The sequence below is a fragment of the Frigoribacterium endophyticum genome, assembly GCF_011759585.1.
Classification (GTDB): Bacteria; Actinomycetota; Actinomycetes; order Actinomycetales; family Microbacteriaceae; genus Frigoribacterium; species Frigoribacterium endophyticum.
In genome coordinates this window covers 627,798-653,580 of the sequence record NZ_JAAOYV010000001.1, presented here as the reverse complement: position 1 = coordinate 653,580, position 25,783 = coordinate 627,798, and the positions used below count along the sequence as shown (strand labels likewise).

20 protein-coding genes and 1 pseudogene are annotated in these 25,783 nt (G+C 74.3%); 9 read left to right on the top strand and 12 right to left on the bottom strand.

The features are described from left to right. The first annotated feature begins 25 nt into the window (after positions 1–25). Positions 26–469 carry a hypothetical protein gene (locus FHR77_RS03060; RefSeq protein WP_167258735.1) on the top strand — a complete coding sequence of 148 codons (444 nt, stop codon included), beginning with the start codon at positions 26–28 and terminating at the stop codon, positions 467–469. Between the two features lie 63 nt (positions 470–532). Here the strand turns inward: FHR77_RS03060 and FHR77_RS03055 are convergent, their stop codons facing one another. From FHR77_RS03055 to manA, 5 genes are all read right to left on the bottom strand, one after another. Then, positions 533–1,966, bottom strand: a complete 1,434-nt coding sequence (locus tag FHR77_RS03055) for a DUF5719 family protein (RefSeq protein ID WP_167258733.1) — start codon at positions 1,964–1,966, stop codon at positions 533–535. Continuing rightward, positions 1,959–4,802, bottom strand: coding sequence for a glycosyltransferase (locus FHR77_RS03050; RefSeq protein ID WP_167258731.1), 2,844 nt, complete (start codon positions 4,800–4,802; stop codon positions 1,959–1,961). The genes FHR77_RS03055 and FHR77_RS03050 overlap by 8 nt, the downstream gene beginning before the upstream one ends. 142 nt (positions 4,803–4,944) lie before the next feature. Then, entirely contained in the window at positions 4,945–5,259 is a 315-nt protein-coding gene (locus FHR77_RS03045) for a WhiB family transcriptional regulator (RefSeq protein WP_341777268.1), read from the bottom strand. A gap of 291 nt (positions 5,260–5,550) precedes the next feature. Next, positions 5,551–6,510: a UDP-glucose 4-epimerase GalE gene (galE, locus tag FHR77_RS03040; RefSeq protein WP_167258729.1), complete on the bottom strand. Its 960-nt coding sequence runs from the start codon at positions 6,508–6,510 to the stop codon at positions 5,551–5,553. A 63-nt stretch (positions 6,511–6,573) separates the two neighbouring features. Next, the gene (gene manA / locus FHR77_RS03035; protein ID WP_167258727.1) at positions 6,574–7,740 is read right to left on the bottom strand and encodes a mannose-6-phosphate isomerase, class I; all 1,167 of its coding nucleotides are present in this window, start codon (positions 7,738–7,740) and stop codon (positions 6,574–6,576) included. A gap of 187 nt (positions 7,741–7,927) precedes the next feature. Between manA and FHR77_RS03030 the strand changes: the two genes are divergently transcribed. Genes FHR77_RS03030 through FHR77_RS03020 form a run of 3 tightly spaced genes read left to right on the top strand, consistent with a single transcriptional unit; the run spans position 7,928 to position 11,802 of the window. Beyond that, positions 7,928–9,124 (top strand): acyl-CoA dehydrogenase family protein, encoded by a 1,197-nt coding sequence (locus FHR77_RS03030; protein WP_167258725.1) that lies wholly within the window; start codon positions 7,928–7,930, stop codon positions 9,122–9,124. 48 nt (positions 9,125–9,172) lie between these two features. Continuing rightward, the gene (locus FHR77_RS03025) at positions 9,173–10,498 is read left to right on the top strand and encodes an O-antigen ligase family protein (RefSeq protein ID WP_167258723.1); all 1,326 of its coding nucleotides are present in this window, start codon (positions 9,173–9,175) and stop codon (positions 10,496–10,498) included. Then, positions 10,495–11,802, top strand: a complete 1,308-nt coding sequence (locus tag FHR77_RS03020; RefSeq protein ID WP_167258721.1) for an exopolysaccharide production protein — start codon at positions 10,495–10,497, stop codon at positions 11,800–11,802. Before FHR77_RS03025 ends, FHR77_RS03020 begins: the two co-directional genes overlap by 4 nt. A 78-nt stretch (positions 11,803–11,880) precedes the next feature. Here FHR77_RS03020 and FHR77_RS03015 read toward each other — a convergent pair whose 3' ends face one another. From FHR77_RS03015 to FHR77_RS03000, 4 genes and pseudogenes are all read right to left on the bottom strand, one after another. Beyond that, positions 11,881–12,681 (bottom strand): glycosyltransferase, encoded by an 801-nt coding sequence (locus FHR77_RS03015; protein WP_167258719.1) that lies wholly within the window; start codon positions 12,679–12,681, stop codon positions 11,881–11,883. Positions 12,682–12,745: 64 nt separating this feature from the next. Further along, the gene (locus FHR77_RS03010; RefSeq protein WP_167258717.1) at positions 12,746–14,131 is read right to left on the bottom strand and encodes a hypothetical protein; all 1,386 of its coding nucleotides are present in this window, start codon (positions 14,129–14,131) and stop codon (positions 12,746–12,748) included. A gap of 16 nt (positions 14,132–14,147) precedes the next feature. After that, a pseudogene (locus FHR77_RS03005) lies at positions 14,148–14,843 on the bottom strand (ABC transporter ATP-binding protein); the annotation flags it as partial. Between the two features lie 36 nt (positions 14,844–14,879). Further along, positions 14,880–15,833, bottom strand: a complete 954-nt coding sequence (locus tag FHR77_RS03000; protein WP_167258715.1) for an ABC transporter permease — start codon at positions 15,831–15,833, stop codon at positions 14,880–14,882. Between the two features lie 173 nt (positions 15,834–16,006). On the opposite strand from FHR77_RS03000, the gene FHR77_RS02995 reads away from it, so the two are divergent. The 5 genes from FHR77_RS02995 to FHR77_RS02975 all read left to right on the top strand — a co-directional run bounded on the left by FHR77_RS02995 (position 16,007) and on the right by FHR77_RS02975 (position 22,433). After that, on the top strand, positions 16,007–16,858 hold the full coding sequence (locus tag FHR77_RS02995) for a glycosyltransferase family 2 protein (RefSeq protein ID WP_167258713.1): 852 nt from the start codon (positions 16,007–16,009) through the stop codon (positions 16,856–16,858). Between the two features lie 62 nt (positions 16,859–16,920). Beyond that, positions 16,921–19,179 (top strand): hypothetical protein, encoded by a 2,259-nt coding sequence (locus FHR77_RS02990; protein ID WP_167258711.1) that lies wholly within the window; start codon positions 16,921–16,923, stop codon positions 19,177–19,179. A 65-nt stretch (positions 19,180–19,244) separates the two neighbouring features. Next, positions 19,245–20,258 carry a glycosyltransferase gene (locus FHR77_RS02985; RefSeq protein WP_341777196.1) on the top strand — a complete coding sequence of 338 codons (1,014 nt, stop codon included), beginning with the start codon at positions 19,245–19,247 and terminating at the stop codon, positions 20,256–20,258. Positions 20,259–20,274: 16 nt separating this feature from the next. After that, complete coding sequence (locus FHR77_RS02980; protein ID WP_167258709.1) at positions 20,275–21,240, top strand: NAD-dependent epimerase/dehydratase family protein; 966 nt, start codon at positions 20,275–20,277, stop codon at positions 21,238–21,240. Then, positions 21,237–22,433, top strand: a complete 1,197-nt coding sequence (locus tag FHR77_RS02975; protein WP_167258707.1) for a glycosyltransferase family 2 protein — start codon at positions 21,237–21,239, stop codon at positions 22,431–22,433. Before FHR77_RS02980 ends, FHR77_RS02975 begins: the two co-directional genes overlap by 4 nt. 52 nt (positions 22,434–22,485) lie before the next feature. Here FHR77_RS02975 and FHR77_RS02970 read toward each other — a convergent pair whose 3' ends face one another. Genes FHR77_RS02970 through FHR77_RS02960 form a run of 3 tightly spaced genes read right to left on the bottom strand, consistent with a single transcriptional unit; the run spans position 22,486 to position 25,783 of the window. Next, positions 22,486–24,018: a glycosyltransferase family 4 protein gene (locus FHR77_RS02970; protein ID WP_167258705.1), complete on the bottom strand. Its 1,533-nt coding sequence runs from the start codon at positions 24,016–24,018 to the stop codon at positions 22,486–22,488. Continuing rightward, positions 24,015–25,538: a glycosyltransferase gene (locus tag FHR77_RS02965; RefSeq protein WP_167258703.1), complete on the bottom strand. Its 1,524-nt coding sequence runs from the start codon at positions 25,536–25,538 to the stop codon at positions 24,015–24,017. Before FHR77_RS02965 ends, FHR77_RS02970 begins: the two co-directional genes overlap by 4 nt. Then, on the bottom strand, positions 25,535–25,783 hold the full coding sequence (locus tag FHR77_RS02960; RefSeq protein WP_167258701.1) for a hypothetical protein: 249 nt from the start codon (positions 25,781–25,783) through the stop codon (positions 25,535–25,537). Before FHR77_RS02960 ends, FHR77_RS02965 begins: the two co-directional genes overlap by 4 nt.

The following is a 25,783-nucleotide window of genomic DNA, read 5'->3' as shown; positions in this document are numbered from 1 at the left end:
CCGAGGGGCCGCGTAGCATGGGCGGATGGCCAGGCCCCACCGCGTCACCGACCGGTCCCGACAGCGCGACCGTCACGGCCGGGGGCTCCGCTCCTCCGTCGCGGGCCCGCACCTGCCCTTCCTGCGCACCCGGGTCGACACCTTCGACGACGTCGTCGCCGCCACCGTGGAGTACCTGCGCGAGCTGCGACCCGACGACCTCGACGACGTCACGGTCGACGTCGAGGCGATGCCCGCCGACCCCGACGAGACGCACGTCGAACGCTGGCGGGTCGACCGGCGGGCGCGCCGCGTGGTGGTCTACCGCCTGCCGATCGAGCGCCTCACGCCCGTCCCCGAGTCGCGGCGCCTGGCCGACCCCGAGCAGCAGCACCGCTCGGTCGTCGAGGGCTGGGTCTTCCGGGCGGTCGCCGATCTGCTCGGCGAGGACCCGTGGGAGATCGCTCCGGAGCGCTGGCGCGACGGCTGACCCCGTGCGGCACCGGCACGGCGCCTGGGCCCTGACCGGGCGACCGGGGTCCGCCGACGGCCCCTAGGGCCAGACGGTGACGGGCGAGGAGGCGGGCAACGGCGACGAGACCGCCCACGAGGCCAGAGCGCCCGGCCCGGAGAACGAGACCCCGGCGCGGAGGCCGTCGGCGCCGCTGAGCGTGACGCGGTCGCCCGCGGCCACCGCCACGGCGACCGTGGAGCCGCCGGGGACCTCCCGCGGCTCCTCCTCGGACTGCCCCGCCGCGTCGTCGCCGGCGGCCTCGACGGCCACGGACGCCGTCGCCGCGTCGGCGGACGGGTTGACGATGCTGAGGACGGCGCCCTCGCCCTCCGGCACCTGGACGAGCGTGTCGTCGTCCAGCGCCGAGGCGGACGAGGCCCAGGCCAGGTCGACCGCGCCCTCGCCCGAGACCGTCGACGACCGGGCGCCCACCACGACCGGCACGGGCGACTCGACGCGGACGGTGTAGACCCCGTCGGCGAGGCCGTCCACCGGCACGTCGGTGACGCGCCCCGCGCCCACCTCGGTCTCGAAGCTCGTGCCCGTCCCGTCGGCGGTCGCGACGTCGACCGTCACGGTGCCCCCCGTGTCGCCGGGCACGAGCACCCGGAGGACGCTCTGGAGGTCGGCGCTGCCCTCGTCGGCGAGGGCCGCCTCGAGGTTCGCCGAGTCGCGGACGACGAGGCCCGGCACGACCGCGGTGGTCGCGGGCTCGGCCGAGCCGCTGACGATGTCGACGCCGCCCGGGTCGAGCGTGCGGACCACCGACTGCTGCAGCGTGGAGACGATGCGGCCGCCGCGGCTCTGCACGTGGACCACGGGAGAGGCGAGGCCCGTCGCGAACCCGGAGAGGGGCACCACCTTCTGGCTGCGCGGGGCCACCACGATGCCGTCGATCCCCGGCCCCTGCACGGTGCCGTCCTCGGCCCAGATGCTGAGGTCGACCGTCGAGTTCACGTCGGTGGGGTTGACGAGGGTGATGAGCGAGACGCGCCCGGTCTCGGTCGACCCGCCCACCAGCCAGGTCGAGCTGGTCGGCTCGGTGCAGGGCGCGGAGGCGAAGCCGACCAGGTCGTCGGAGTCGACGACCTGGCTCTGCGCCGCCGCCACGAGGGGGACGTCGTCGTCGACGACGGGAGCCGTCACGAGCTGTGGCGACGACGAGCTGCCGTCGGCGCCGGCGAGGGCCTCGACGTCGTCGTCGCCGGTCGACCCGCGGTCGACCTCGGCCCGGCCGACGGCGCTGGCCGTGGTGGCCTGCTGCCCCTCCGCGTCCGAGAGGCGGAGGACGCTCCCTGCGCAGACGCGCTGCTGGTCGACGGGGACGGGGGTGACGAGCTGGCCGGCCGGCTCGGTGCGGAGCGCCGGCAGCGGCACGACGGCCGCCGCGCCGACGACCAGGGCGGCGACGGCGAGCCCCACGACGCCGACCGCCACGCGTCCGGTGGTCCTGGCTGCGGATCGCTCAGTCATCTCGCTCCTCGTCGAAGGTGGTGGCGGGCTGCTCGGCCTCGGGCACGCCGGCCCGTGACCGACGACGGCGGGGCGTGGTCGGGAGCGCGAGCAGCAGGGCGGAGCCGAGCACGAGCGCCCACGTGACGCCGACGATCGGGCGGAGCGGCCCCGGGTCCGGCCGGTCGTCCGGCCGCTCGGACGCGGCGACGTAGCGCCAGAGGAGCCCGTTCGAGGTGTCGCCGACGGGCAGGAAGGTCGCGGTGCCGTCGAGGGCCTCCCCCGCACGACGCTCCAGCGCCGCCGCGGCGGGCTCGTCGTCGGGAGTGCCGGCCAGCAGCACGAAGCCGACCCCCAGGCGGTCGAGGTCGTCGGCAGGGTCGAAGCCGCTGCGGCTGACGAGGTTGCCCGCGAGGACGGTGAGGTCGCGGTCGGTCGCGCTGAGCCGCTGCGACGTGGCGTCGAGGGTCGACTGGTCGTCGAGCGTCGCTCCCTGGCCACGCTCGAGCGAGACGGCGAGCGAGCCGTCGGGCTGCGGGGTGAGGACGAGCGTCCCGACGTCGGGCGACGCCTCGGCCTCGGCCGTGACGTAGGCCGAGAGGATGCGCCCCGAGCTCGGGCGGACGTCCGACGTCCCGACGTACGAGGCGATGAGCACCGGCACCGTGACGGCGACGCTGGTGACGGCCACGAGCACGCCCGCGGGCGGGGCGACGCGGGGCAGGCGGTCGAGGGTCACGGCGGCGGCGCCGACGAGCCCCAGCAGGTACAGGCTCAGGCCGCTGCCCGCCCAGACGGCGACGCTGTCGCTGCCGACGGCGGAGACGGAGACCTGGGTGGCGGCCACGGCGGTCAGGTAGCCGAGGAGGGCGAGCGCCAGGGCGGGCACGGCGCGACGCAGCGTGCCGACGAACGGCGCCGCGACGGCCAGGAGGGCGAGGGGCAGGACGGCGACGGCGACGACCACGGCGAGGGTCTCTGCCGACAGGCCCGTCCCCGCCAGGAGGCGCGTCCAGCCGTTCAGCCCCGTCTCGGGCGAGGTCACGAGGAGCTGGAGCGGCGACGCCGGCTGCGTGCGGGCCGGCACGCCCGGGTCCGCGAAGACGCCCCACCAGGTGCCGCGGCCGATCTGCACGATCGCGAGCGGCAGGAACAGCGCCACGGCCGGGAGGGGCACGGCGATCATGCGGTGGATGCCGCGGGGCCGGGTGGCCAGGGAGCCGAGCCAGACCACGACGAGCGCCGGGAGCAGCGACGGCGAGCAGGCCGCCACCAGGGCGAACAGGAGGGAGGCGGTGGCGCCGGCCGCCCAGGAGCGGGCCGACCCGATCAGGGCCCAGACCAGGAAGGGCAGGGCGACGTGGGCGAGCGCGGCGCCGAGGTGGCCGGTCTGCAGGGCGGACAGCACCGGCGACGAGAGGGCGTAGACGCCCGCGGCGACGGCGGGCACCCACGCGCGGCTCGTGACGCGGCGCGTCGCGAACCAGGCACCGAGCGCGGAGACGGGCAGCGCGGTCAGGTAGACGAGCAGCACCGAGGTAGACGGGGACCACGCCGTGAGGGAGCCGAGCACGGCGACGACGGCCGTGAACGGGTCGGACGGCCCGACGAAGCCCGTGCCGATCTCGCGCCAGCCCCAGCCCACCGACGACCAGAGGTCGCCGAGGGAGGTGCTGAGCGGCAGGAGGCCCCCGCCGGTGACGGCGGGCTGGCTCAGCAGGTCGAGGACGGCGACCGCCCCGACCACGGCGGTGAGCACCACGACCCAGAGCCCGCCCGAGCCGATGAAGCTCGCCCGTGGGTCGCCGGCGTCCTCGCCCCGGGCGACGAGGGCGTCACGCTCCGTCACCCGTCGTTCGCGGATCTGGTAGAAGGTCGCGCGGAGGGGCTCGATCGCCGCCCAGCTCGTCGTCCTCGTCCGCGACAGGGACCGCCTCGCCTGGGCGATGCGCGTGCCCCCGAACGCGGCTCGGAGGGCGGTGGCGAACTCGCCGCCGACGGCGCCCGGGTTCTTGGTGAGCAGGTGCCAGATGCTCCGCACCACCGCGAGCGGCACGAGGCTCAGCCAGTGCAGCGGCAGGGCGGCCGCGGGTGCGTAGACGAGTCGCCGGTGCAGCTGCGCCGACCGGTGGAGGCGCGTGCGCCGACCGCTGCCGAGGGGCTCGGCCTGGCCGAAGTCCTCGGGGGGGCCGTCGCTCGCGACGCGGGCGTCGGAGACGAGCGCGACCCGGTGACCGGCGAGGCGGGCGCGGACGGAGAAGTCGAGGGCGGCGTCGACGTGGGGCAGGCCGGGGTCGAAGCCGCCGAGGGCGGTCCACACGCTGCGGCGGACGAGCATGCCGCCGGCGGCGACGCCGAGCACGTCGTGGCGGTCGTCGTGCTGGCCCTGGTCCAGCTCGTCCTCGACGAGGGCCATCGAGGCGCCGTACCGCGTCACGGTCTCGCCGAACCCTGCGATGACGGCGGGGTCGTCGAGACGCATCAGCTTGGGCCCGACCACGGCGACCGAGGGCGAGACCTCGACGGTGGACAGCAGCCGTTCGAGCGCCCGGGGGCGCGGTGCGTTGTCGTGCCCGAGGAACCACAGCCACTCGTCGGCCTCGTGCTCGGCGTCGCCGCTCCCGGACAGCCGGGCGCCGTGCGCGAGCGCCTCGACGAACGTCGTCGTCGGGGGCACGCTCGTCAGCTGGGCCGCGCCGCTGAGCGAGAGGCGCCCCGCCGCGCTGTCGCGGCCGCCGGCGTCGACGACGACGAGCGCCTCCGGCGGTCGCGTCTGGCGCGACAGCCCGTCGAGGGTTCGGTCGAGGTGCGTCGCTCCACCAGGGGCGACGAGGATCGCAGTGACTCTCGGTTGCATGACCTGTGCAGCCTAGGTCGGGCACCGAGGGCGACGGACGCGCCGCGCCGCGCCGCCGCTACCTGTGAGGGGTCGATGAACGACCGCGGCGCACGGCCCCGGGAGGGGTCGTGCGCCGCGGGACTGACGGTGGAGGAGCGGGCTAGGCGCGCTTCCGGAGCTTGCGTCGTTCGCGCTCCGAGAGGCCGCCCCAGATGCCGAAGCGCTCGTCGTTGCGCAGCGCGTACTCGAGGCACTGGGCCCGGACGTCGCACGAGGCGCAGATCTTCTTCGCGTCGCGGGTGGAGCCGCCCTTCTCGGGGAAGAACGCCTCGGGGTCGGTCTGCGCGCAGAGCGAGTCGGCCTGCCAGGCCAGCTGGGCCTCGTCGTCGTCGACGGCGACCTTGCGGACCCCGGGAACGCCGAGCAGGACCGGGTCGACGTGCCAGTCGTCGGGCACCCCGGCCTCCACGGCCACGGCGGCGCCGACGGACTGCCCGGCACCGATCCCGTCGACACGGTTCTCGTTGATCGCCACAGCACCTCTCCCCTCGACGTCGTCGCCCCCCGAACGGCTGCGACTCAGGCAATTACACCGGTGTAACTACACGACGTCAAGTCGAGCCCCAATAAACCCTGGACCCCCCATCGAGGGTCAAGCTCGCTCCGGCGTGTCGGGGTACGATCCGCCCGGCCCGGGTGACGTCACCCGTCCTGGGGGCACGTCGTCGCGGCCCGGGCGTGTCGTCGAGCGCGGTGGACGAGGTGCTCAGCCCCGCGGCGCCGCCGCCCACGCGCTCGTCACCATGTCGAGCAGGCTGTGGCGCATGACCCAGTCGAGGTCGCGGCCGGCGAGCGTGCCGTCGGCGACGATGCGGTCGGGGTCGCCGGGGCGGCGGGGCGCCACCTCCGGCTCGAAGTCCACGCCGGTGCCCTCGCGCATGGCGTCCATGATCTCGCGGACGGACACCCCGCCTCCGGAGCCGAGGTTGTAGGCCGCCTCGACGGCCTCCCCGGCGTCGAGGCGGCGGGCCGCGGCGACGTGCGACACGGCCAGGTCGGAGACGTGGACGTAGTCGCGGACGCAGGTGCCGTCGGGCGTGTCGTAGTCGTCGCCGTTGATGCGCGGCGTGCGGCCGGCCGCCAGGGCCGCGAAGACGAGGGGGAAGAGGTTGTGCGGGCTGGCGTCGTACAGCCCGGCCTCGCCGGAGCCGACGACGTTGAAGTAGCGGAGGCTGGTGTGGCGGAGCCCGGCCGCGACCGCCTGGTCGCGCAGCAGCCACTCGCCGATCAGCTTGCTCTCGCCGTACGGCGACGCCGGCGACTTCGGGGTGTCCTCCGTCACGAGCTCGGTCGGGGGCGTGCCGTACACCGCCGCGCTCGAGGAGAAGACGACGCGGTCGACCCCCGTGTCGGCCATGGCCTCGAGGAGGCGCTGCGTGCCGGTGACGTTCTGCTCGTAGGTGTGCAGGGGCCGCTGGACGGAGACGCCCGCGTACTTGTAGCCGGCCACGTGGACGACGCCCGTGACGCCGTGCTGCCGGATCGTGTCGGCCAGGAGCTCGCGGTCGAGGATCGTGCCGCGGACGAACGGGACCCCCTCGGGGACGAACGCCTCGAGGCCCGACGACAGGTCGTCGTAGACGACGGCGTCGATGCCGGCCCTCGTGAACTCGCGGACGACGTGGGACCCGATGTAGCCGGCGCCGCCGGTGACCAACCATGACATGCGGCTCAGCCTACCGAGCGCGCGCGCGGCGCCCGCCGAGGCTGGCCGCGGGCGCCGACCGGCTCAGGCGGGCGTGGCCACGTACAGCTGGCCGCCGCCGGTCACGGCGAGCCGGACCTCGTCGGGGGTCACGAAGGCCGACTCGCCCCGACGGAGGCGCATCGAGCCGTCCTGCCCCTTGACGACGACCTCGCCGTCGGTGACGAGGAGGACGCTCGGCCCGCCGATCTCGACGACGGCCCCCGCGCCTCCCGCGTGCACGCGGAGGAGGGCGAAGCCGACGCCGCCGGGCTCGAAGCGCTCGACGCCGGGCGCCGTCTCGACCGGCAGCAGCCTCGGCACGGGCAGCGGCTCGAACTCGAGCACGCGGAGCAGCTCGGGCACGTCGACGTGCTTCGGCGTGAGGCCGCCGCGGAGGACGTTGTCGGACGGGGCCATCAGCTCGACGCCGAGGCCGCCGAGGTACGCGTGGACGTTGCCGGCGGGCAGGAAGAGCGCCTCGCCGCGGCGGAGGGTGACGCGGTTGAGGAGGAGCGAGACGACCACGCCCGGGTCGCCGGGCCAGCGCGCGGCGAGGTCGACGACCGTGGCGACGCTCGGGCTCGGGTCGGCGACCGAGGCGGCCAGCTCGCCCACGGCCGCCACGACCGCGCGCGACTCGGCGCTGCCGTCGAAGAGCCAGGCGAGGGTCGACTCCAGCGACGTCGCCACGCTGCCGCGCAGGGCGGCGAGGCGCCCCGTGCCCGCGTCGAGGGCGTCCACGTCGACGATCGTCTCGGCCGGCGTGCGGAATCCGCAGAGGGCGTCGAAGGACTCGCTCAGGGCGACGATGATCTCCGGCTTCGGGAACGGGTCCTTGTAGTTGCGCGTCGGGGAGTCGATCGGCACCCCGGCCGCCTCCTCCGCCGCGAAGCCCGCCCTCGCCTGCTCGGGCGTGGGGTGCGCCTGGATCGAGAGCGGCTCGTCGGCCGCCAGCACCTTGAGCAGGAAGGGCAGCTCGCTGCGGTCGCGGCCCAGGGCCCGGGCGGGCTCGGCCGCGAACCAGTCGGCCAGGGTGTCGGCGCCGTCGACGACCGCGGGGTTCACGACGACGCTCGGGGAGCCGGGGTGCGCCCCCAGCCAGAGCTCGGCCTCCGGGCGGCCCGACGGCGCGCGGCCGAGCAGCTCGGCGATCGCGGAGCGGGAGCCCCAGGCGTAGTCGCGGGGGGTGTTTGTGATGGCGAGGAACATGCGGAGACCTGCTTGTCGACGAGGGCTTGGGCCCCCTCTACAAAGGCGCGAGGACGACCGGGGGCGTGCGTTGGTCAAAACTACCAACCCCGTTGCCGCCCCTCGGTGCCGTGCCTAGGCTCGCGTCGTCCCGAGACGGTCCGGCCAGCGCGCCGCGCCGCACCGACACGATGCAACGGAGCAACGGATGTCATCAGCGACCCTCACCTCGTTCAGCACGCTGGCGAGCGACTTCTACGGCTACGAGGCCGGTCTCAGCGACCGGGAGAAGGCCGTCCTCGCCGACCTGCGCGCCTACCTCGACAGCGAGGTGCGGCCGATCGTCAACGGCCACTGGGAGCGCGCGGAGTTCCCCCACGAGATCGTGGAGGGGCTCGCCGACCTCGGCATCTACGGGATGCCGTGGGAGGAGACGCGCCCGTTCGAGAACTCGGCCGTCTTCCGGGGCTGGGTCGCGCTCGAGCTCGCCCGCTGCGACGCGTCGGTGGCGACGTTCTGCGGCGTGCAGAACGGCCTCGCGATGGGGTCGATCAGCGTCGGAGGCTCGCCGGAGCAGCGTGCGGAGTGGCTCCCCCGGCTGGCGAGCGGCGAGCTCGTCGGGGCCTTCGGCCTCACCGAGCCGCTGTCGGGCTCCGACTCGGCCCAGGGCCTCCGCACGGTCGCGACGCGGGACGGCGACGACTGGGTGCTGAACGGCTCGAAGCGCTGGATCGGCAACGCCACGTTCAGCGACCTGACGATCATCTGGGCGAAGAGCGCGGAGGACGGCCAGGTGAAGGGCTTCATCGTGCCCACCTCGACCCCCGGGTACACGGCGACGAAGATCGAGGGCAAGCAGAGCCTCCGCATCGTCCAGAACGCCGACATCACCCTGGAGGACGTCCGGGTGCCCGACAGCCTGCGGCTGCAGCAGGCGAACTCGTTCCGCGACACCGCCGCGGTGCTCCGGCTCACGCGCGCCGAGGTCGCCTGGGCGGCCGTCGGCAACATGATCGGCGCCTACGAGGCGGCCCTGGCCTACGCGGGCGAGCGCGTGCAGTTCGGCAAGCCCATCGCCCGCCACCAGCTCGTCCAGGACCTGCTGGTCAAGTGCATCGGGAACATCACCGCGTCGATCGGCATGGTGGTGCGCGTCTCGCAGATGCTCGACGAGGGCGTCCAGCGCGACGAGCACGCCTCCCTCGCCAAGGCGTTCACGACCGCGCGCATGCGCGAGACCGTGGCCTGGGCCCGCGAGGTGCTCGGCGGCAACGGCATCGTGCTCGACTACGACGTGGCCCGCTACTTCGCCGACGCGGAGGCGCTCTACAGCTACGAGGGCACGAGGGAGATGAACACCCTCATCGTCGGGCGGGCCATCACGGGCCAGGCCGCCTTCGTGTGAGCAGGGGGAGGGCGGGCGACGTGACCCCGGTCGTCTAGCCTGGTGCCCATGACGTCGACGACCCCCGTGCGCCTCGACCCGTCGACTCCCCCGGCGCACCGGAGCACGCTCTTCGCGACGCTCGTCTTCGTCGTCCTGTTCGGTGGCGACGTGCTGCGGAACGGCACCGGCTTCTGGGGCTGGGGGCTGGTCTGCGGGGCCATGGTGGTCGCGGCGGTGGTCGTCGTCGTGCGGCACCCGCCCCGGCTGCGGACGCTCCCGCGCCTCCTCGCCCTGTGGCTGGCCTTCGCGGTCGCGTCGATCGCCTGGTCGCAGTACCCGGCGGCTTCGGCCATCGGCATCGGCGCGACGCTGGCCACGACCGTCGGCGCGCTCGCGGTCACGGTGTCGCTGCCCTGGCCCCTCATCGTCACCGCGCTCGGCCGCGCCCTCCGGCTGCACGTCGTGCTGTCGCTGCTCTTCGAGGTCGTCGTGGGGGCGTTCGTCCGACAGCCCGTCTGCCCCGTCTACCTCGACTGCTCGGGGGGCGTGCCCGACGCGTTCTTCTGGTCGCGGGCCGAGCTGTTCACCGGCGGGCGCATCCAGGGGCTGCAGGGCAACAGCAACATCCTCGCCGTCCTCGCGCTGCTCGCCCTCGTCGTCACCCTCGCGGAGGCCTCGTCGCGGTCGATCAGCCGCAGCACCGTGCGCGTCGGGGTCGTCTCGGCCGTCCTCGCCCTCCTGCTGACCCGGTCGGCGACCGTCGCCGCCTGCGCCGTGGCCGTCGCGCTGGTGCTCGCGCTGGCGGTCGTCGTCCGCCGCACCGCGCCTCCTCGCCGGCCCCGCGTCTACGGCCTCGCCGGCGCCGTGCTGGTGGTCGCCGCCCTCGCCGTCGTGCTCGCCAGGCGCCCGCTGCTCGCCCTCGCGGGGCGCAGCGGCGACCTCACGGGCCGCACCGACATCTGGGCCGCCGTCGTCGACCTCGCCGTGCAGCACCCCGTCGTCGGCTGGGGCTGGGTCAGCTACTGGATCCCCATCGCCGAGCCGTTCCGGGACCTCGCCGAGCGCAACGGCGTCGTCTACCTGCAGGCCCACGACGCCTACCTCGACGTCTGGTTCCAGCTCGGCGCCGTCGGGCTCGCGCTCTTCCTGCTGGTCGTCGTCGGCGTGGCCCTGCGGGCGTGGTCGTGGGCGACCGACCGGCGCGTCCTCGGCGTCGGGCGCGTCGCGCCCTGGAGCGCACTCGACCTCCTCCCCGTCCTCCTGCTGACGGCCCTGCTGGTGCACGGCCTCACCGAGTCGCGCCTCATCGTCGAGTGGGGCTGGGCGGTCTTCGTCGTGCTGGTGGTCGTCACGCGTCGGGACCCCTACGGCTGGACGGACCGCGACCGGTGACCTCCTGGTCGGCCGAGCGCCCGCGGGACCCCCTGCGCCGCTACCTGTCCGCCTGGGTCGGGTTCTCGGCCGGGGGGCAGTTCTCGCAGGCCCTGTCGGTGGCCGTCGTCCTCTTCGCGACGACGACGCAGGCGATCCGGTCGGTGATGGGCTGGCCGGGCGCCCTGGCCGTGCTCGGCACCCTCCTCGTGCTCGCCGCGCTGTCGCTGTTCGGCGGCCGGCGGCACATCGAGTGGCACGGGATCCTGCCCGTCTCCCTCATCGCCCTGTTCGGGTTCATGGCCGTCAGCGTGCTCTGGAGCGAGTACACCTGGGCGACGCTCGGGGGCGTCGCGTACGCGGCGGGCTTCGGTGCGCTCGGGCTCTACCTCGCCCTCGGCCGTGACCTGGTGCAGGTCGTGCGGGCGGTGGGCGACGCGCTCCGCATCGTCCTCGTCACCTCGATGGCCCTCGAGATCTTCTCGGGCCTCCTCATCGACCAGCCCATCAGGTTCCTCGGCATCCGGGGCGACCTCGCGGCCGGCGGGCCGATCCAGGGGCTGGCGGGCACGCGCAACTACCTGGGCTTCCTCGCCGCGCTCGCGCTCGTCACCTTCGCCGTCGAGTTCCTCACCCGGTCGGTGCCCCGCTCCCAGGCGGTCGCCTCCGGCGTCCTCGCCGCCGCCGTCCTGCTCTTCGCCCGCTCCCCCGTCGCGGCCCTCGCCGTGGTCGCGCTGATCGTCGCCGGCCTCGCGCTGCAGGCGCTCCGTCGGGCCCCCGAGCGACGTCGGCCCCTCCTCCAGGGCGTCGTGACGGCGGTCGTGGTGGTCGGCGGCAGCGTCGCGTGGGGGCTGCGCGGCCCCCTGCTCGGCAGCGTCGACGGCACCTCCGACCTCACGGTGCGGATCGCGCTCTGGTCGCGCATCCGCGACCTCGCCGGCGTCCACGACATCACGGGCTGGGGCTTCGTCGGCCAGTGGCCGTCGACCATCTTCCCGTTCTCGACGGTGCTGGCCCCCGACGGCCGCCCCTACGCCACGGGCCTGAACGCGTTCTTCGACATGTGGCTCCAGCTGGGCCTGGTCGGCGTGCTCCTGCTCGTCGCGGCGGGCTCCCTCGCCCTCGTCCGGAGCTGGACCACCGCCTCCGGGCACCCGATCGTGGCGTACGTGTGGCCGGCGCTGGTGCTCGTGCTGATCGGGGTCACGGCCCTGGCCGAGAGCTTCGTGCTCTTCGAGGGGACGCTCATGCTCTTCGTGGCCATCGCGACCATCGCGGCGCGGAAGCGCTCGTGGCGGTCGCGCCTCCCGCAGGCGACACGGTAGGCGACCCGGTGGGCGGCGCAGCGCCCCCGGGCCCGCGTCGAGCGGCGACGCGGCACTCCCCTCGGGCTCGGGGCCGCGTCAGTCCTCGACGACCCAGTCGGGGCCGGGCCGACGGCCGATCAGCGAGCCGAGGCGCCGCTGGACGGCCCAGACCGTGACCCGGCCCATCGCCTCGACGACGATGGCCCGGCTCATCTTGGACTCGCCGAGCTCCCGCTCCCGGAACTCGATCGGGTGCTCCTCGACGGAGCCTCCCCCGTCGAGGGTGCGGAGGGTCATGTCGACCTGGAAGCAGTAGCCCTTCGAGTCGATGCTCGTGAGGTCCATGGCGGCGAGGGCCGCGCGGCGGTAGACGCGGAAGCCCGCCGTGACGTCCTTGATGCGCAGGCCGAGCGCGAGACGGGCGTAGAGGTTGCCCCCGCGGCTCAGCACCTGGCGCGACACGGGCCAGTCGACGACCGACCCGCCGGGCACCCACCGGGAGCCGATCACGAGCGCGGGCGCCCCCGGGCCGCCGGCGAGCACGCGGTCGATCATCGTCGGCAGCGCCTCCGGCGGGTGGGAGCCGTCGGCGTCCATCTCGACGAGGACCTCGTAGCCGCGCTCGAGGCCCCAGCGGAACCCGGTGACGTAGGCGGAGCCGAGGCCGAGCTTGCCCGTCCGGTGAAGGACGTGGACGCGGTCGTCGGAGGCCGCCATCCGCTCCGCCAGGTCGCCGGTGCCGTCGGGGCTGCCGTCGTCGACCACGAGGACGTGGGCCGTCGGGACGGCGGCGTGCACCCGGGCGACGATCGACGAGAGGTTGTCGATCTCGTCGTAGGTGGGGACGATGACGAGGGCGGTCGCCGGAGCGACGGCGTCGGGGATCGAGGCGTTCACCGCTCGAGGATAGTGCACCGCCTCTCGCCGCCCGCCCCGGGGTGCGGGGAACGGCCGGAGGCGCTCAGGGCTGGTCGAGCACCGGACCGCGGCCGACCTCGACGGCGGGGAGCGCTGCTCCGCCCGAGCGGGCCGCCCGGCGGAGCGACCACCAGAGGCACGCCACCGCGGCGAACGCCGTCGCCGCCGTGCCGGCGACCATCGCCCCCGCCACCGCCCAGCCGACGTCGCCCCAGGGCGCGAGGTAGGTGAGGGCGAGCACGGCGAGCCCGACCGGCCACACCGTGACGGCGAGCCGTTCGCTCCCGAGCGCGAGGAGCGCCTGGGCCGTGACCATCGTGACGATCTGGAGCACGCACGAGACCGCGAGCAGGACGAGCTGGCCCCGCCGGAGCTCGAAGTCGTCGCCGAAGAGCGACAGGAGCGCGGCCCCGGCCGCCCACACGATGACCACCCAGACGACGCCGAGCCCGAGGACGGCGGCGTTCCAGCTGGCGACGGCCCGGACGAGCGGCCGGAGGCGTCGGTGCTGCACCTCGACCGTGAAGCGCGTCAGCAGCAGCGACTGGACCGCGTTGAAGAGGAAGAGGGGCACGCGCGCGATGGCCAGGGCGGCGACCAGGCTGGCCGTGTAGGCCGTCGACTCGCCCGCGACCGACCCCTGCGCCAGCAGGACGCCGGCGTTCACGAAGGCCTGGAGCAACAGCGACCCCGTCGTCAGCGCGGCGAAGGCCCGCACGTCGTCGCCCAGCCCGGCCGGTCGGCCGACGGGCGCCGGCTGCGCGGTCGCGGCGCCGGGCGGCGTCGACGGAGCCGTCGCGCGCCGCACGAGGACGGCGAGGGCGACGGCCCCGGCGGCCAGGGCGGGCGCCACGACGAGCGAGGTGCCGAGGGCGACGGGCTCCCGGGAGCCCGTCAGGGCGACGGCGCCCAGCAGCCCCAGCTTGACGACCCCCTCGAGGGTCATCTCGAGCGCGTAGGCCCCGAATCGGCCCGTGCCTGCCAGCCAGCCGCGGACGAAGAAGAGCAGCGTCGACGCGACCAGCCCGAGCGCCAGGAGCAGGACGAAGGCACGCTCGCCCGAGAAGAGGAGGCGCGCCACCGGCCCGGCGGCCAGCCCCAGCGCCAGGAGGGCGGCCGCGAGCAGGACCCCGCCGAGCACGCCGGCCCGCACGAGCACGCTCCGCCCCGTCCCGCCGGCGGCCCGGTCGGCGGCCATGCCTCGCGAGAGCAGCTGCTCGACGGGCTGGAACAGGCCCACGGCCAGGCCGGCCATCATCGTCCAGAGCACCGAGACCGGCGCCCCCGCGACTCCCCCCACCAGGTTGCCGACGAGGGCCAGGTAGACGTAGTTGCACCCGCCGAGCACGATCGTGCCGGCGGCGAGGCCGACGACCGGGTCTCGCAGCCGGGAGGAGGGGCGGGTCGGGGCGGCCTCGGCGGCTGTCACGTCAGGCGAAGGTCGAGCGGAGGGCCGCGACGCCGTCGACGGCCCCGCCGTCGAAGATGACCTGGCCGTGCGACAGCACGATGGCCCGGTCGCACAGCGACTCGACGGTGCCGAGGTCGTGGGTCACGATGACGATGGTGCGCCCCTCGCGCTGGAACTGCGCGATCTTGTCGAGGCACTTCTTCTGGAACGGCTCGTCGCCGACCGCGAGCACCTCGTCGACGAGCAGCACGTCGGGGTCGACGTGGATCGCGATGGCGAAGGCGAGCCGCACGTACATGCCCGACGAGTAGAACTTCACCTGGGTGTCGATGAACTCGCCGATCTCGCTGAAGGCGACGATCGAGTCGAAGAACCCGGCGATCTGCTGCTGGCTGAGCCCGAGGATCGACCCGTTCAGGAAGACGTTCTCACGCCCGGTGAGGTCGGGGTGGAAGCCGGCGCCGAGCTCGAGCAGCGCGGCGAGCTGGCCTCGTCGCTTGACCTCGCCGGTGGACGGCTGCAGGATCCCGCCGATGACCTTCAGCAGCGTGCTCTTGCCGCTGCCGTTCGCGCCGATGAGCCCGACCGTCGTGCCGGCCTCGATGTCGAGGCTGATGCCCCGCAGGGCCCAGAAGTCGTCCTTGTGCTTGTTGGAGCGCGCGAGGTTCACGATGCGCTCCTTCAAGGACTTCTCCTTGCGGATCACGAAGCGCTTCGAGATGTCGGTCATGGTGACGACGGGGACGTCGTGTCTGGTGCTCACGGTTCAGATCTCCTGGGCGAAGTTGCCCTGCAGGCGGGCGAAGATGCGCTGGGCGACGATCAGCAGGACGAGGCCGACGACGCCGATGACGAGGAGGCGCGCGTCGAGGTCGGCGGGGTAGGGCTGCGGACCGACGACGGTGCCGTCGCCGAGGGTCGTCGTCTCGCTGCCCGCCCGCCAGATGCCCTTCTGGAAGGCGAGGATGATGTCGGTCATCGGGTTCAGCTGGTAGAGGGTCACGATCCAGTCCTGGCCCCGGGCGGCGGCGCGGCCGACGACCATCCCGAACGAGTAGACGATCGGCGACGCCCAGAACAGGATGAGCAGGGCCACCTCGACGAGGTACTGCACGTCGCGGAGGTAGACGTTGACCGCCGACAGGAAGAGGGCGAGCGCCAGACCGTAGATCACGGTCAGGACGACGGCCACCGGGATGTACAGGAGGTCCCACGAGACGGGGAACTGCCCGAGCACCAGGACGGCGGCGAGCAGGACGGCGAACTGCACGACGAAGTTGAAGAGCGCCGAGCCGAGCGACGCGAGCGGGAAGAGCTCCCGCGGCACGTACACCTTCTTGATCAGGCCCGCGTTGGCGAGGATCGAGGTGGTGCCCCCGGCGATGATCTCGTTGTAGAGGCCCCAGAGGGTGAGCCCGGCGAAGACGTAGATCGCGAACTGCGGGACGGCGCGGGCCGCGCCGAGCACCTGCCCGACGGCGAAGTAGTAGATCGCCAGCATCGTCAGCGGGCGGATGAAGCTCCAGACGAACCCCAGCGCGCTGTCCTTGTAGCGGGCCTTGAGCTCGCGGCGGATGAGCAGGTCGAGGAGGGCGCGGTGCGCCCAGATGTCGCGCACGGCGGGGGCGATGCCCGAGATGAGGCCGCCGCTCGCGGCGCCGGCCTTCTCGAACGGGAGGGTCGAGATGCGCTGGATTCGCGCCTCGGATTCAGTACTCACGGATCTCCATGCCTCTCGGCGCCGCGCAGGAGGAGGCCCGCCCGGGTGGCGGGGGTCGGCCTGCGGCGACTGGTCATTATCACAGGCCGTTCCCGACAGCCCGGGGCAGCCTACCCGGCGCGCCTGGCCGCCTCGCTAGACTCGGCCGCTGGTCGATCCAGAGAGTTGTTGCCATGCCTCCCCGCCTTTCCGTCGTCATCCCCGCGTTCAACAACGCCGACTTCCTCGTCGAGACGGTGCGCTCCGTGCTCGACCAGGCGTACGACGACTTCGAGCTCGTCATCGCCGACCACGGGTCGACCGACAGCACCTGGGAGCTCATGCAGCAGTGGGCCGACGACGACCGCGTCACCCTGCTGCGGACCCCGGCGGGAGGGGGCGCGCACGCCAACTGGAAGCGCGTGACGGACGCGGCGACCGGCGAGTACCTCCGCCTCGTGCCCGGTGACGACCTGCTCTTCCCCGACACCCTGCGTCGGCACGTCGAGGCGCTCGACGCGCACCCCGAGGCCACGGTCGCCTCCTCCCCCCGCTCGCTCGTCGACGCGGCGTCGAAGACCGTCATCGCCCGACGGGGCCGGACCTGGTCGACGACGGTCGTCCGCGGCACCGAGGCCGTCCGCGCCTCCGTCCGGGCCGGCACGAACGTGTTCGGCGAGCCCTTCTGCGTCACCCTCCGTCGCGCCCCCTTCGTGGCGGCCGGGGGCTGGGACGCGGAGTTCCCCTACCTGATCGACCAGGCCAGCTACTGCCGCGCCCTGCTCGTCGGCGACCTCGTCGCCGTCCCCGAGCTGGCCGGCGGGTTCCGGCTCAGCACGACCCAGTGGAGCGTCGCCCTGGCCGCCGAGCAGTCGCGTCAGGCGCGCGGCTTCCACGCCCGGCTGCACGAGACCCGGCCCGACGTCGTCAGCGCTGCGGACCGGCGGCTCGGCGACGTGCGGGCGCGGGTCGTCGCCCAGACGCGACGCCTCGCGTACGTCGTCCTCAAGCGACGGATGACCGCGGCGGCGGGCACCGGACGATGAGGGCCCGAGGAGCGCGCAGGTCACCGGAGACGGACCACCCCTCGACCACCGACCAGCGACCCGTGGTCGCGGCCTCGGCGCTGTCCGACCAGGACCGGCGCGGGCCGACCTGGCCCGCGTACCTCGCGAGCGTCGTGCTCACCGCGCTCGCGACGACGTTCGTCCTCAAGCTCTGGCGCGCCGACTGGCACGTCCCGTTCTTCTACTCCGGCGACGCCCTCGCCGTCGCCGCCCACTTCAAGACCCTCCTCGAGACGGGCTGGTACGAGTCGCAGCCCCTGCTCGGGGCCCCGGCGGGGCAGGTGTACCACGACTTCCCGACGGCGGACAACCTGAACTTCGCCGCCGGCTCCGTGCTCGGGGCGCTCCTCGGCGACTGGGCCGTCGCGATGAACGTCTACTACGTCGTCGGGTTCCTGCTCTGCGCCGTCGGCGGCCTCTTCTTCCTCCTGCGGGTCGGGGTCTCCCGGCCGGTCGGCGTCGCGCTGTCCGTCCTGTTCGCCCTGGCGCCCTACCACTTCGTGCGCAACGAGAACCACCTCTGGCTCTCGTCCTACTTCTTCCTGCCGATCGCCCTCTGGGTCGTCTGGCTCGTGGCGACGGGCCGGCCCGTGTGGCTCGCCCGGGCCGGCGCCCGGAACCGCCTCCTCGGCGCGCTGACCGGCCGGGGCGCCGGCGTCGCCGTGGGCCTCGCCCTCGCCGCGGCGAGCTCGACGTACTACGCCTTCTTCGCCGTCGTCCTCCTGGCGGTGGCCGGGGTCGCCGCGTTCTGGCGCCACCGCTCGGTGCGCCGGTTCGTGGGAGCCGTAGCCGCCGGCGGCGTCCTCGCGGCGTCGGCGGTCGCGAACATGCTGCCCGACACGGTCTACGCCTGGCAGAACGGCGAGAGCAACGGCGGCCTGACGCGGTCGCCGGTCGAGACCGAGTACTACGCGTTCAAGCTGACGCAGCTGCTGCTCCCCATCCCGGGGCACCGCGTCGACGCGTTCGCCCAGCTCCGGCAGTTCTACGACCGCTGGTACCCCTTCCCGTCCGAGACCCCCGTGCTCGGAGCCGTCGCGGCCGTCGGGTTCGTGGCGCTGCTGGTGCTCGGCCTCGTCGCCCTCTTCGGTCGGCGCCGGGCCGGCGCGTCGACGGACGCCGTCGACGTGGACCGGTTCCGCACCCTCCGCGCGCTCTCGGCCCTCAGCATCCTCGCCTTCCTCTTCGGCACCCTCGGCGGCGTCTCGAGCCTCCTGTCGTTCCTCACCAGCGACCTCCGCGGCTGGAACCGGCTGTCGATCGTCATCGCGCTGTTCGGCCTCGCCGCGGTCGGCCTGCTCGTCGACCTGGTCGTGCGCCGGGCGGCGACGCGCCTCCCGGCGCGGGCGCGCCTCCTGCCGGTCGCGGCCAGCGCCCTGGTCGCGGTCGTCCTGCTCGGCGGGGGCGTCTACGACCAGACCAACGGCGGCGCCGTGCCGACGTACGAGGCCAACGACGCCTCCTTCAGCTCCGACCAGGCGTTCTTCGCCTCGGTGGAGCAGACCGTCGGGGCCGGGGCCGACGTCCTGCAGCTCCCGTACGTCGACTTCCCCGAGGCCAGCACCCCGAACGGCCTCAGCTACACCGAGTTCCTCAAGCCGTACCTGCACACCCAGGGCGTGCACTGGTCGGCGGGCGGCATCAAGGGCCGCGCGACGAGCGAGTGGGCCCAGTCGCTGGAGGAGTACGACGGCGCCTCCGTCGCCGACCAGCTGGCGGTCGTCGGGTTCTCGGCCGTGCTCGTCGACACGACGGGCTACGCCGACCAGGGCGACGAGGTCACGGCCTCGCTCACGCCGTCCCTCGGCGCCCCCGTCGCCGAGTCCGACGGAGGTCGCTGGGCGCTCTACACGGTGCCCACCGACCTGCGCGAGGCCGCGGCCGCGCTGCCCGCCCCGGAGCGCGAGCGTCTCACGACGCTGATCACGGACCCGCCGATCGCCCGACCGGGCAACACCGACGTCGCCAGCGGCGGCGACGACACCGTGAACAGCGTCGTCCTGCAGAACGACCGCGAGGTCACCGTGCCCGCGACGCTCGACATCGACCTCCAGGCCCTCGTGCCCGGCGTCACGAGCGTCGTCGTCGAGGGCCCCGGCGTCCCCCGCCGGGTGGTGGCGGTCGTCGACGGCGTCGCCCGGGTCTCGATCGACCTGACCGTCCGCCCCGGGGTGACCACGCTCGACGTCGCAGGCTCCGCCGACGGCGGATCCACGACCCTCGGCCAGGCCGGAGCGGTCGGCTACACGTCGATCGCGCTGTTCCAGCCGACCGTCGAGAGCCTGGACCTCACCCCGTGACGGGCGCCCCGCCTCCCCCTCGGCGGCCGGAGGGCGTGAACGCCCCTGTGGTAAAGTCCGGACCCGTGCCGAGCCTCTCCGACGACCTGGTCGATCCGCACCGGATCTCGGTCGTGATCCCCGTCTACCAGGGGGAGAAGACCCTCCCCGCGCTCATCGCCGAGATCTCCGCCCTCGCCTCCGAGCGGCTCACGCCCGCGGGTCACCCCCGCGAGATCACGGAGATCCTGCTCGTGCACGACAACGGGCCCGACGGCTCCGACCGCGTGATCCGGGAGCTCGAGCGGTCGAACGACCTCGTGCGCGGGGTCTGGCTCAGCCGCAACTTCGGGCAGCACGCCGCGACGCTCGCCGGCATGGCGTCGACCGGGGGCGACTGGGTCGCCACCATCGACGAGGACGGCCAGCACGACCCGGCCTACCTCGACTCCATGCTCGACACGGCGATGGCCGAGCAGGCGGCGCTCGTCTACGCGCGCCCCACCAACGCCGCGCCGCACGGCCCGGTCCGCAACGCCGCGTCGAAGGGCGCCAAGGCCGTCCTGCGCGCGGTCTTCGGCGACGGCGACGCCTCGCTCTTCCAGAGCTACCGCCTCATCCTGGGCGACGTCGCCCGGAGCGTCTCCGCCTACGCGGGCTCCGGCGTCTACCTCGACGTGGCCATCAGCTGGGTCACCCGTCGCGTGACGACGAGCCCCGTCGAGCTCCGCGACGAGGGCGACCGCACGAGCGGCTACTCGATGCGGAAGCTCCTGTCGCACTTCTGGCGCATGGTGCTGACGGCCGGCACGCGCGGGCTCCGCGTCGTCAGCGTGCTCGGCGTCGTGCTGGCGGCCCTGGGCCTGCTCTTCGCGCTCTACGTGATCGTCTCGACCCTGGCGGGGCGCGAGCTCGAGGCCGGCTGGTCGTCCACCATCGTGGTCGTCCTGCTCTCGTCCGGGGCGATCCTGTTCTCGCTGGGCATCGTCGCCGAGTACATCGGGGTCGCGGTCAACATGGCCATGGGGCGCCCGTCGTACCTGATCGTCAGCGACCCGGGCCGGGGTCCGCTCGGCCGCCGCGGGCAGGCCGACGCGTGATCGGCCAGGCCTGCGCGTGACGACCGACGCCGCTCCCCCGACGACGCCGCACCTCTGGTTCGTCGTGGGCGCGGGCGGGCTGCTCGGCGGTGCCGTCTCGGCCCTGCTCTCCCGCCGGCCGGGGGCGGAGGTCGTCCGGGCCGTCGTGCCGTGGAGCGATGAGGACGCCTCGGTCGCCGCCCTGACGGCGCAGCTCCGCCCCGTGGTCGACCGCGGCGCCCGGTGGTCGCTCGTGTGGTGCGCCGGGGCCGGCGTCGTCGCGAGCGGGCCCGACGCCCTCGACCGGGAGCGTCGGGTGATCGAGCGGGTGCTCGAGTCGTCGGCCGTCTTCCTGGGCGAGGAGGCGGCGGCCCGGGGCACGGCGTTCGTCGCGTCCTCCGCGGGCGGCGTCTACGCCGGCTCGTCGGGCGCTCCCTTCGACGAGGGCACCGAGCCGCGACCGCTCGCGCCCTACGGGTGGAGCAAGCTCGGCGTCGAGGAGCTCTTCCGCTCCTGGGCGGGCCGGACGGGGGTGCCGGTGGTCGTCGGCCGCTTCGCGAACATCTACGGGCCCGGTCAGGACCTCGCCAAGGCCCAGGGGCTCGTCTCGCAGCTGTGCCTGGCGCACCTGCAGGGCAGGCCCTCGTCCATCTACGTGCCGGTCGACACCATCCGCGACTACCTCTTCGTCGACGACGCGGCGGCCCTCACGGTCGCGGCGCTCGACCGGGCGGACGGGCTCGCGCCGGGGAGCGTCGTGACCAAGATCATGGCCAGCGGCCTGGGCGTCACGATCGGCGCCCTCATCGCGGAGCTGCAGCGGGTCGTCAAGCGTCGGCCGCGCATCGTCTGGGGCAGCCACGCCTCGTCGTCGCGCCAGGCCCTCGACCTGCGCTTCCGGTCGCTCGTCTGGCCCGAGCTCGACCGACGATCGCTCACCCCGATCGCCGCCGGCATCCACCGGACGCTGCTGTCGCTGCACCAGGGCGGGAGGCCCCGATGACCACCACCGCGCCTCCCCCGCTCCCCGGCGGCGAGGCCGTCGTCCTGCCCGGCACGGCCTCCCCGACCGTGTCGGTCGTCGTCCTCTCCTGGCGGCTCGGCGCTGAGCTCCTCAGCTGCCTCGCGGCCCTCGCCGGCCAGGTCGGCGCCCCGCCCTTCGAGGTCGTGCTCGTCCAGAACGGCGCCTCACCGGCGGCCCGCGCCGCGGCCTCCCAGGTCACGGGCGCGGTCGTCGTCGACCTGCCGGAGAACGCGGGCTTCGGCGGCGGCTGCGCGGCCGGGGCGGCCCGCGCGCGGGGCACCTCGCTCGTCTTCCTCAACGACGACGCCGTGGTCGACCGGGGCTGGCTCGCCGCCCTCGCTGCCCGCGCCGACGCGCCCGACCGGCCCGTCGCGGTCGGCAGCCTGCTCCTCGACACGGACGGCCGCGTGCAGGAGGCCGGCAGCCGGGTGCTCTCGAGCGCCGGGACCCTGCAGCACGGTCGGGGGGCGACCCTGGACGAGGCGAGGGCCCTCGGCCTCCTCGAGTCGCGGCCCGTCGACTACTGCTCCGCCGCCGCCCTCTGGGTGGAGCGATCGGCGTTCGACCTCGTCGGGGGCTTCGACGAGCTCTTCACCCCGGCCTACTTCGAGGACGTCGACCTGCAGTTCCGCCTCCGGCTGCGCCTCGGGCGGAGCGTCGTCGTCGAGCCGTCGGCCGTGGCCCACCACGCGTCCGGCGCCTCCACCGGCTCCGACCCGCTCTACCGTGAGTTCCTCGGGCTCCGCAACGGGCGGGCCTTCAGCGCCCGCTGGGCGGCGACGCTCGCGGACGCCCCCGCGGCCGAAGCCCCGCTCGACGACCTCTGCACCGTGCGGGAGCCGCTCCTCGCTCCCGCCTCGACCGACGGCGTCGCGGACGACGGCTCGGCCGACGACGACACGCGGCTCGCTGACCCGCACCCCGCCGTCGCGGCCGACTACCTCCGCTGGCTCTCCGGCGAGGTGTCGCGCCTGCGAGCCGACCTCGTCGTCGCCGCCGAGCGCGTCGAGGGCCTCGACGCCCTCCGGTCGGACCACGCCGACCTGCAGGCCGAGCACCACGAGGCGCTCCAGACGAGCCACGGGATGATGCTGCACATCCAGCACCTCGAGTCCGAGACGATGCTCGACCACCTCAAGGACGCCATCCGCCACCGGGACCGGCCGCACTGAGCCGGGAGGGCCGAGGCGGAGCGGCCCCGGCCGGGCCGCCCCGCCGCGGGCGTCAGGCTCCCGCGACCTCGTCGTGCGCCGGCACCCCGCCGGGCTCCGGGACGGCGGACTCGGCGGGCCGCCCGTCGACCAGGGTCCACAGGCGTGCCGCGTAGTCGTCCCAGGTCGGCCGCGGCATGCTCGCCGTGAGCCCGACGAGCTCCTCGCGCAGCGCGTCGTCAACGAGCAGGCGGCCCATGGCGTGGGCGATGTCGGCCGGGGCGTGCGGGTCGACGACGAGTGCGCCGTGGCCCTCGCCGAGCTCGCGCATGCTGCCGAAGTCGCTCGTCACGACGGGCACGCCGCTGACGAGCGACTCGACCACGGGCAGGCCGAAGCCCTCGTTCACGCTGCAGAACACGCTGAAGCGAGCCATGCGGTACAGGCTCCAGACGACGTCGTCGCCGACGCCGGAGAGCATCTGCACCGAGCGCCCCTTGCGGCGGAGCGTGCGGACCATGTGCTGGAACTCCCCGTCGCCCCACGCGTTGCCGCCGACCAGGACGAGGGTGAACTCGTGCCCGGCACGCCAGTTCAGCTCGGCCGCGGTCAGCAGCGCGAGGTGGTTCTTGCGGGGCTCGTGGCTGCCGACGGAGAGGACGACGGGCGTGTCGACCAGTCCGAGCTCGGCCCGGACCCGCTCGACCGTCTCGTCGTCGACGCTCCCGACCTCGGCCGGCAGCGACACGGTCTCGATCCGCGGCGGGGTCAGGCCCGCCCCGGGCAGCATCGCCGCCCAGCCCGAGTACTCGGTGCGCGCCGCGCTCGAGATGGGAGCGACGACGTCGAAGTGCCCGAGCGTGGCGAGGTACTCGGAGAAGGCGCCGGGCATGCCCGGGCCGCTCGTCTCGGCCGTCGTGACCGGGATGCAGTCGTAGCCGATGGCGACCGACCGAGACGTGCCGAAGCGCACGACGGAGCGGACGCTCGCCGTGCGCTCGGCCGCCACCGTGATCTCGGGCAGCACGAAGGTCGCGTCGAAGGGGATGACGACCGTGCCGGCCGCCACGGCCACGGTGGCCACCGAGCCGTCGAGGAGCACCCGCCCGGTCTCCTCCGCGGTCAGGGCACCGAGCTGGCGCCCGGTGACGTCCCACGCGGCGAGGACGACGTCGTGGCCGCGTCCCCAGCGGGTGACGGTCTCGCGCGCCACGCGCTGGATGCCGGTGGTGAACCGGCTCCGGCTCGTGTCGGTGACGTCCATGATCACGCCGTCGACGATGACGAAGGGCCGGGGCCGGCGCGGGGCCCTCCCCCGCCGGTACTCCGCGGTGAGGGGCGCGGAGAGCCCGTCGACCCGCCAGCGCCGGGTGAACTCGACGACGCGGGCCGTCGACGGGACGCCTCGGTCGAGGAGCGCGAGGACGAGGTACGACAGGCGGTCGCTCGCCTCCCCGAGGTCACGGTCGAGGGCGTCGATCAGCTCGGGCCCCGAGAGACGCTCCCAGTCGACCGGGGCCGAGGAGGCGCGGCGACCGGCCGCCCGGAGGGCCTCGTCGTGCGCCGGACGCGCCGTCGTGGCCCGGGATGCCGTGAGGAAGCTCATGCGGTGACCGCCGTCCAGATCTCGTCGGCGTACGAACGCCAGGTCTTGGGGTGCTGGCCGGCGATCTCACCCAGGAGCTCCCGGTGACGGTCGTCGTCGGTGAGCATGGTGCGCATGGCGTCCACGACGGCGGTGTCGTCGCGGGGGTCGACCTGCAGGCAGCCCCCCTCGCGGGCGATCTCGTCGAGGCTGCCGAAGTCGCTCGTCACGACCGGCACCCCGAGGGCGAGGGACTCCGCCACCGGCAACCCGAACCCCTCGTGCAGCGAGACGAAGACGGAGAAGCGAGCGGTGCCGAAGAGGGCCCAGAGCTCGTCGTCGCCGAGACGACGGTGCGACTCGACCTGCATGCCGGCCGCCGACAGCTTGGCCACGCGGCGGTCGAAGTGCAGGGTCGCCGTCCGGCTCCCGCCGCCCACGAAGACGATCCGGAAGCGGTGCCCCTCGCGGTGCAGGAGCTCGGCCGCGAAGAGGGTGGCGTCCTGGTTCTTGCGCGGCTCGTGGCTGCCCACGCAGAGCACGACGGGGTCGGCGCCCGGCACGGGGGCCACGGCGGCGGCGGCCGCGCGGGCCGCGGGCGACACCTCGGTCGCGAGGGTGACGTCGACGACCTCGGGGCCGATGAGGCCCTGGCTCGGCAGCGCCGCGACGAGACCGCGGAACTCGTCGCCCGCCGAGACGCTGATGCCGTAGACGCGGCGGGCGTGCTTGATGATCGTGAGGTAGTGGGCGAAGCGCTCCGACTCGGCGTTCGGCACGGTGTCGGCGCTGACGAGGGGGATCGCGTCGTAGCCGATGAGGTCGACGTCGGTGCCCGACCAGCGGGCGATCGAGGTGAGCGTGTCACAGACGTGGAAGGCCGGCACCTCGGCGACGAGGAGCGCCGTCCGCCACGGGACGAGGACGTGCTCGCGACGCAGCTCGGCGTCGGTGAGCGACGGGTCGTCGCTCTTCTCGAAGCGTCGGTCGCCCCAGTGCAGGACGCGGTCGCGCTGGGTCTCGGTGAGGTCGCGGTAGCCCGTGCTGTCCTGGTTCCAGGCGACGAGACGGTGCTCGTCGGCCCGGTCGGCCCACTCGGGGACCATGTGCCGGACGACGCGCTGGATGCCGGTGTTGTGCTCGTACCGGGCACAGAAGTCGACGTCGACGAGGACCTCGTCGGTCACGAGCTCGAGGGTGCGGAACCCGGAGTGGATGCGCGCCTGGACGTCCATGGTGCGCTCCAGGACGACGAGCATCGCCGTGGCCGGGCTCGCGAGGAGGAGCGCTCGGCGCAGGGCGGAGAGGTCGGTGGTGGAGGGGAAGGTCGCGGTCACCCCGACGAACAGGAGCCACGCCGCGGAGGCGTCGCCGCTGGCGTGCACGGAACGCGCGAGGCGGTCGAGGGCCTCGGACGGGGTCAGGCCGTCGACGTCGACGCCGAGGGCGGGAGCCACCACGGCGAGGCGGGCACCCAGGGCGTCGCGGAGCGCACCGACCTCGTCGGCGACGAGCTCCGTGGCCGGGGAGCGCCCCGTCATCGGCGACCCAGGCGACGTGCGACCTCGACGGCCACCAGGCGGCCCGTGGGCACGACGCCGATCTCGCCGGCACGGCGGGAGAGGGTCCGCACCGCCCGGAGGGGCCGGGTCACCCGCCACGAGACGGTCTGCTGGATGCCGCGCAGGGCGTCGGTCACGCTCGACGTCACGGTGAGCCAGTCGTCGAGCACGGCTTCGCGCAGCTCTTCGAGGTCTCTCTCGGCGGTCGACTTCTCTTGGTCCAT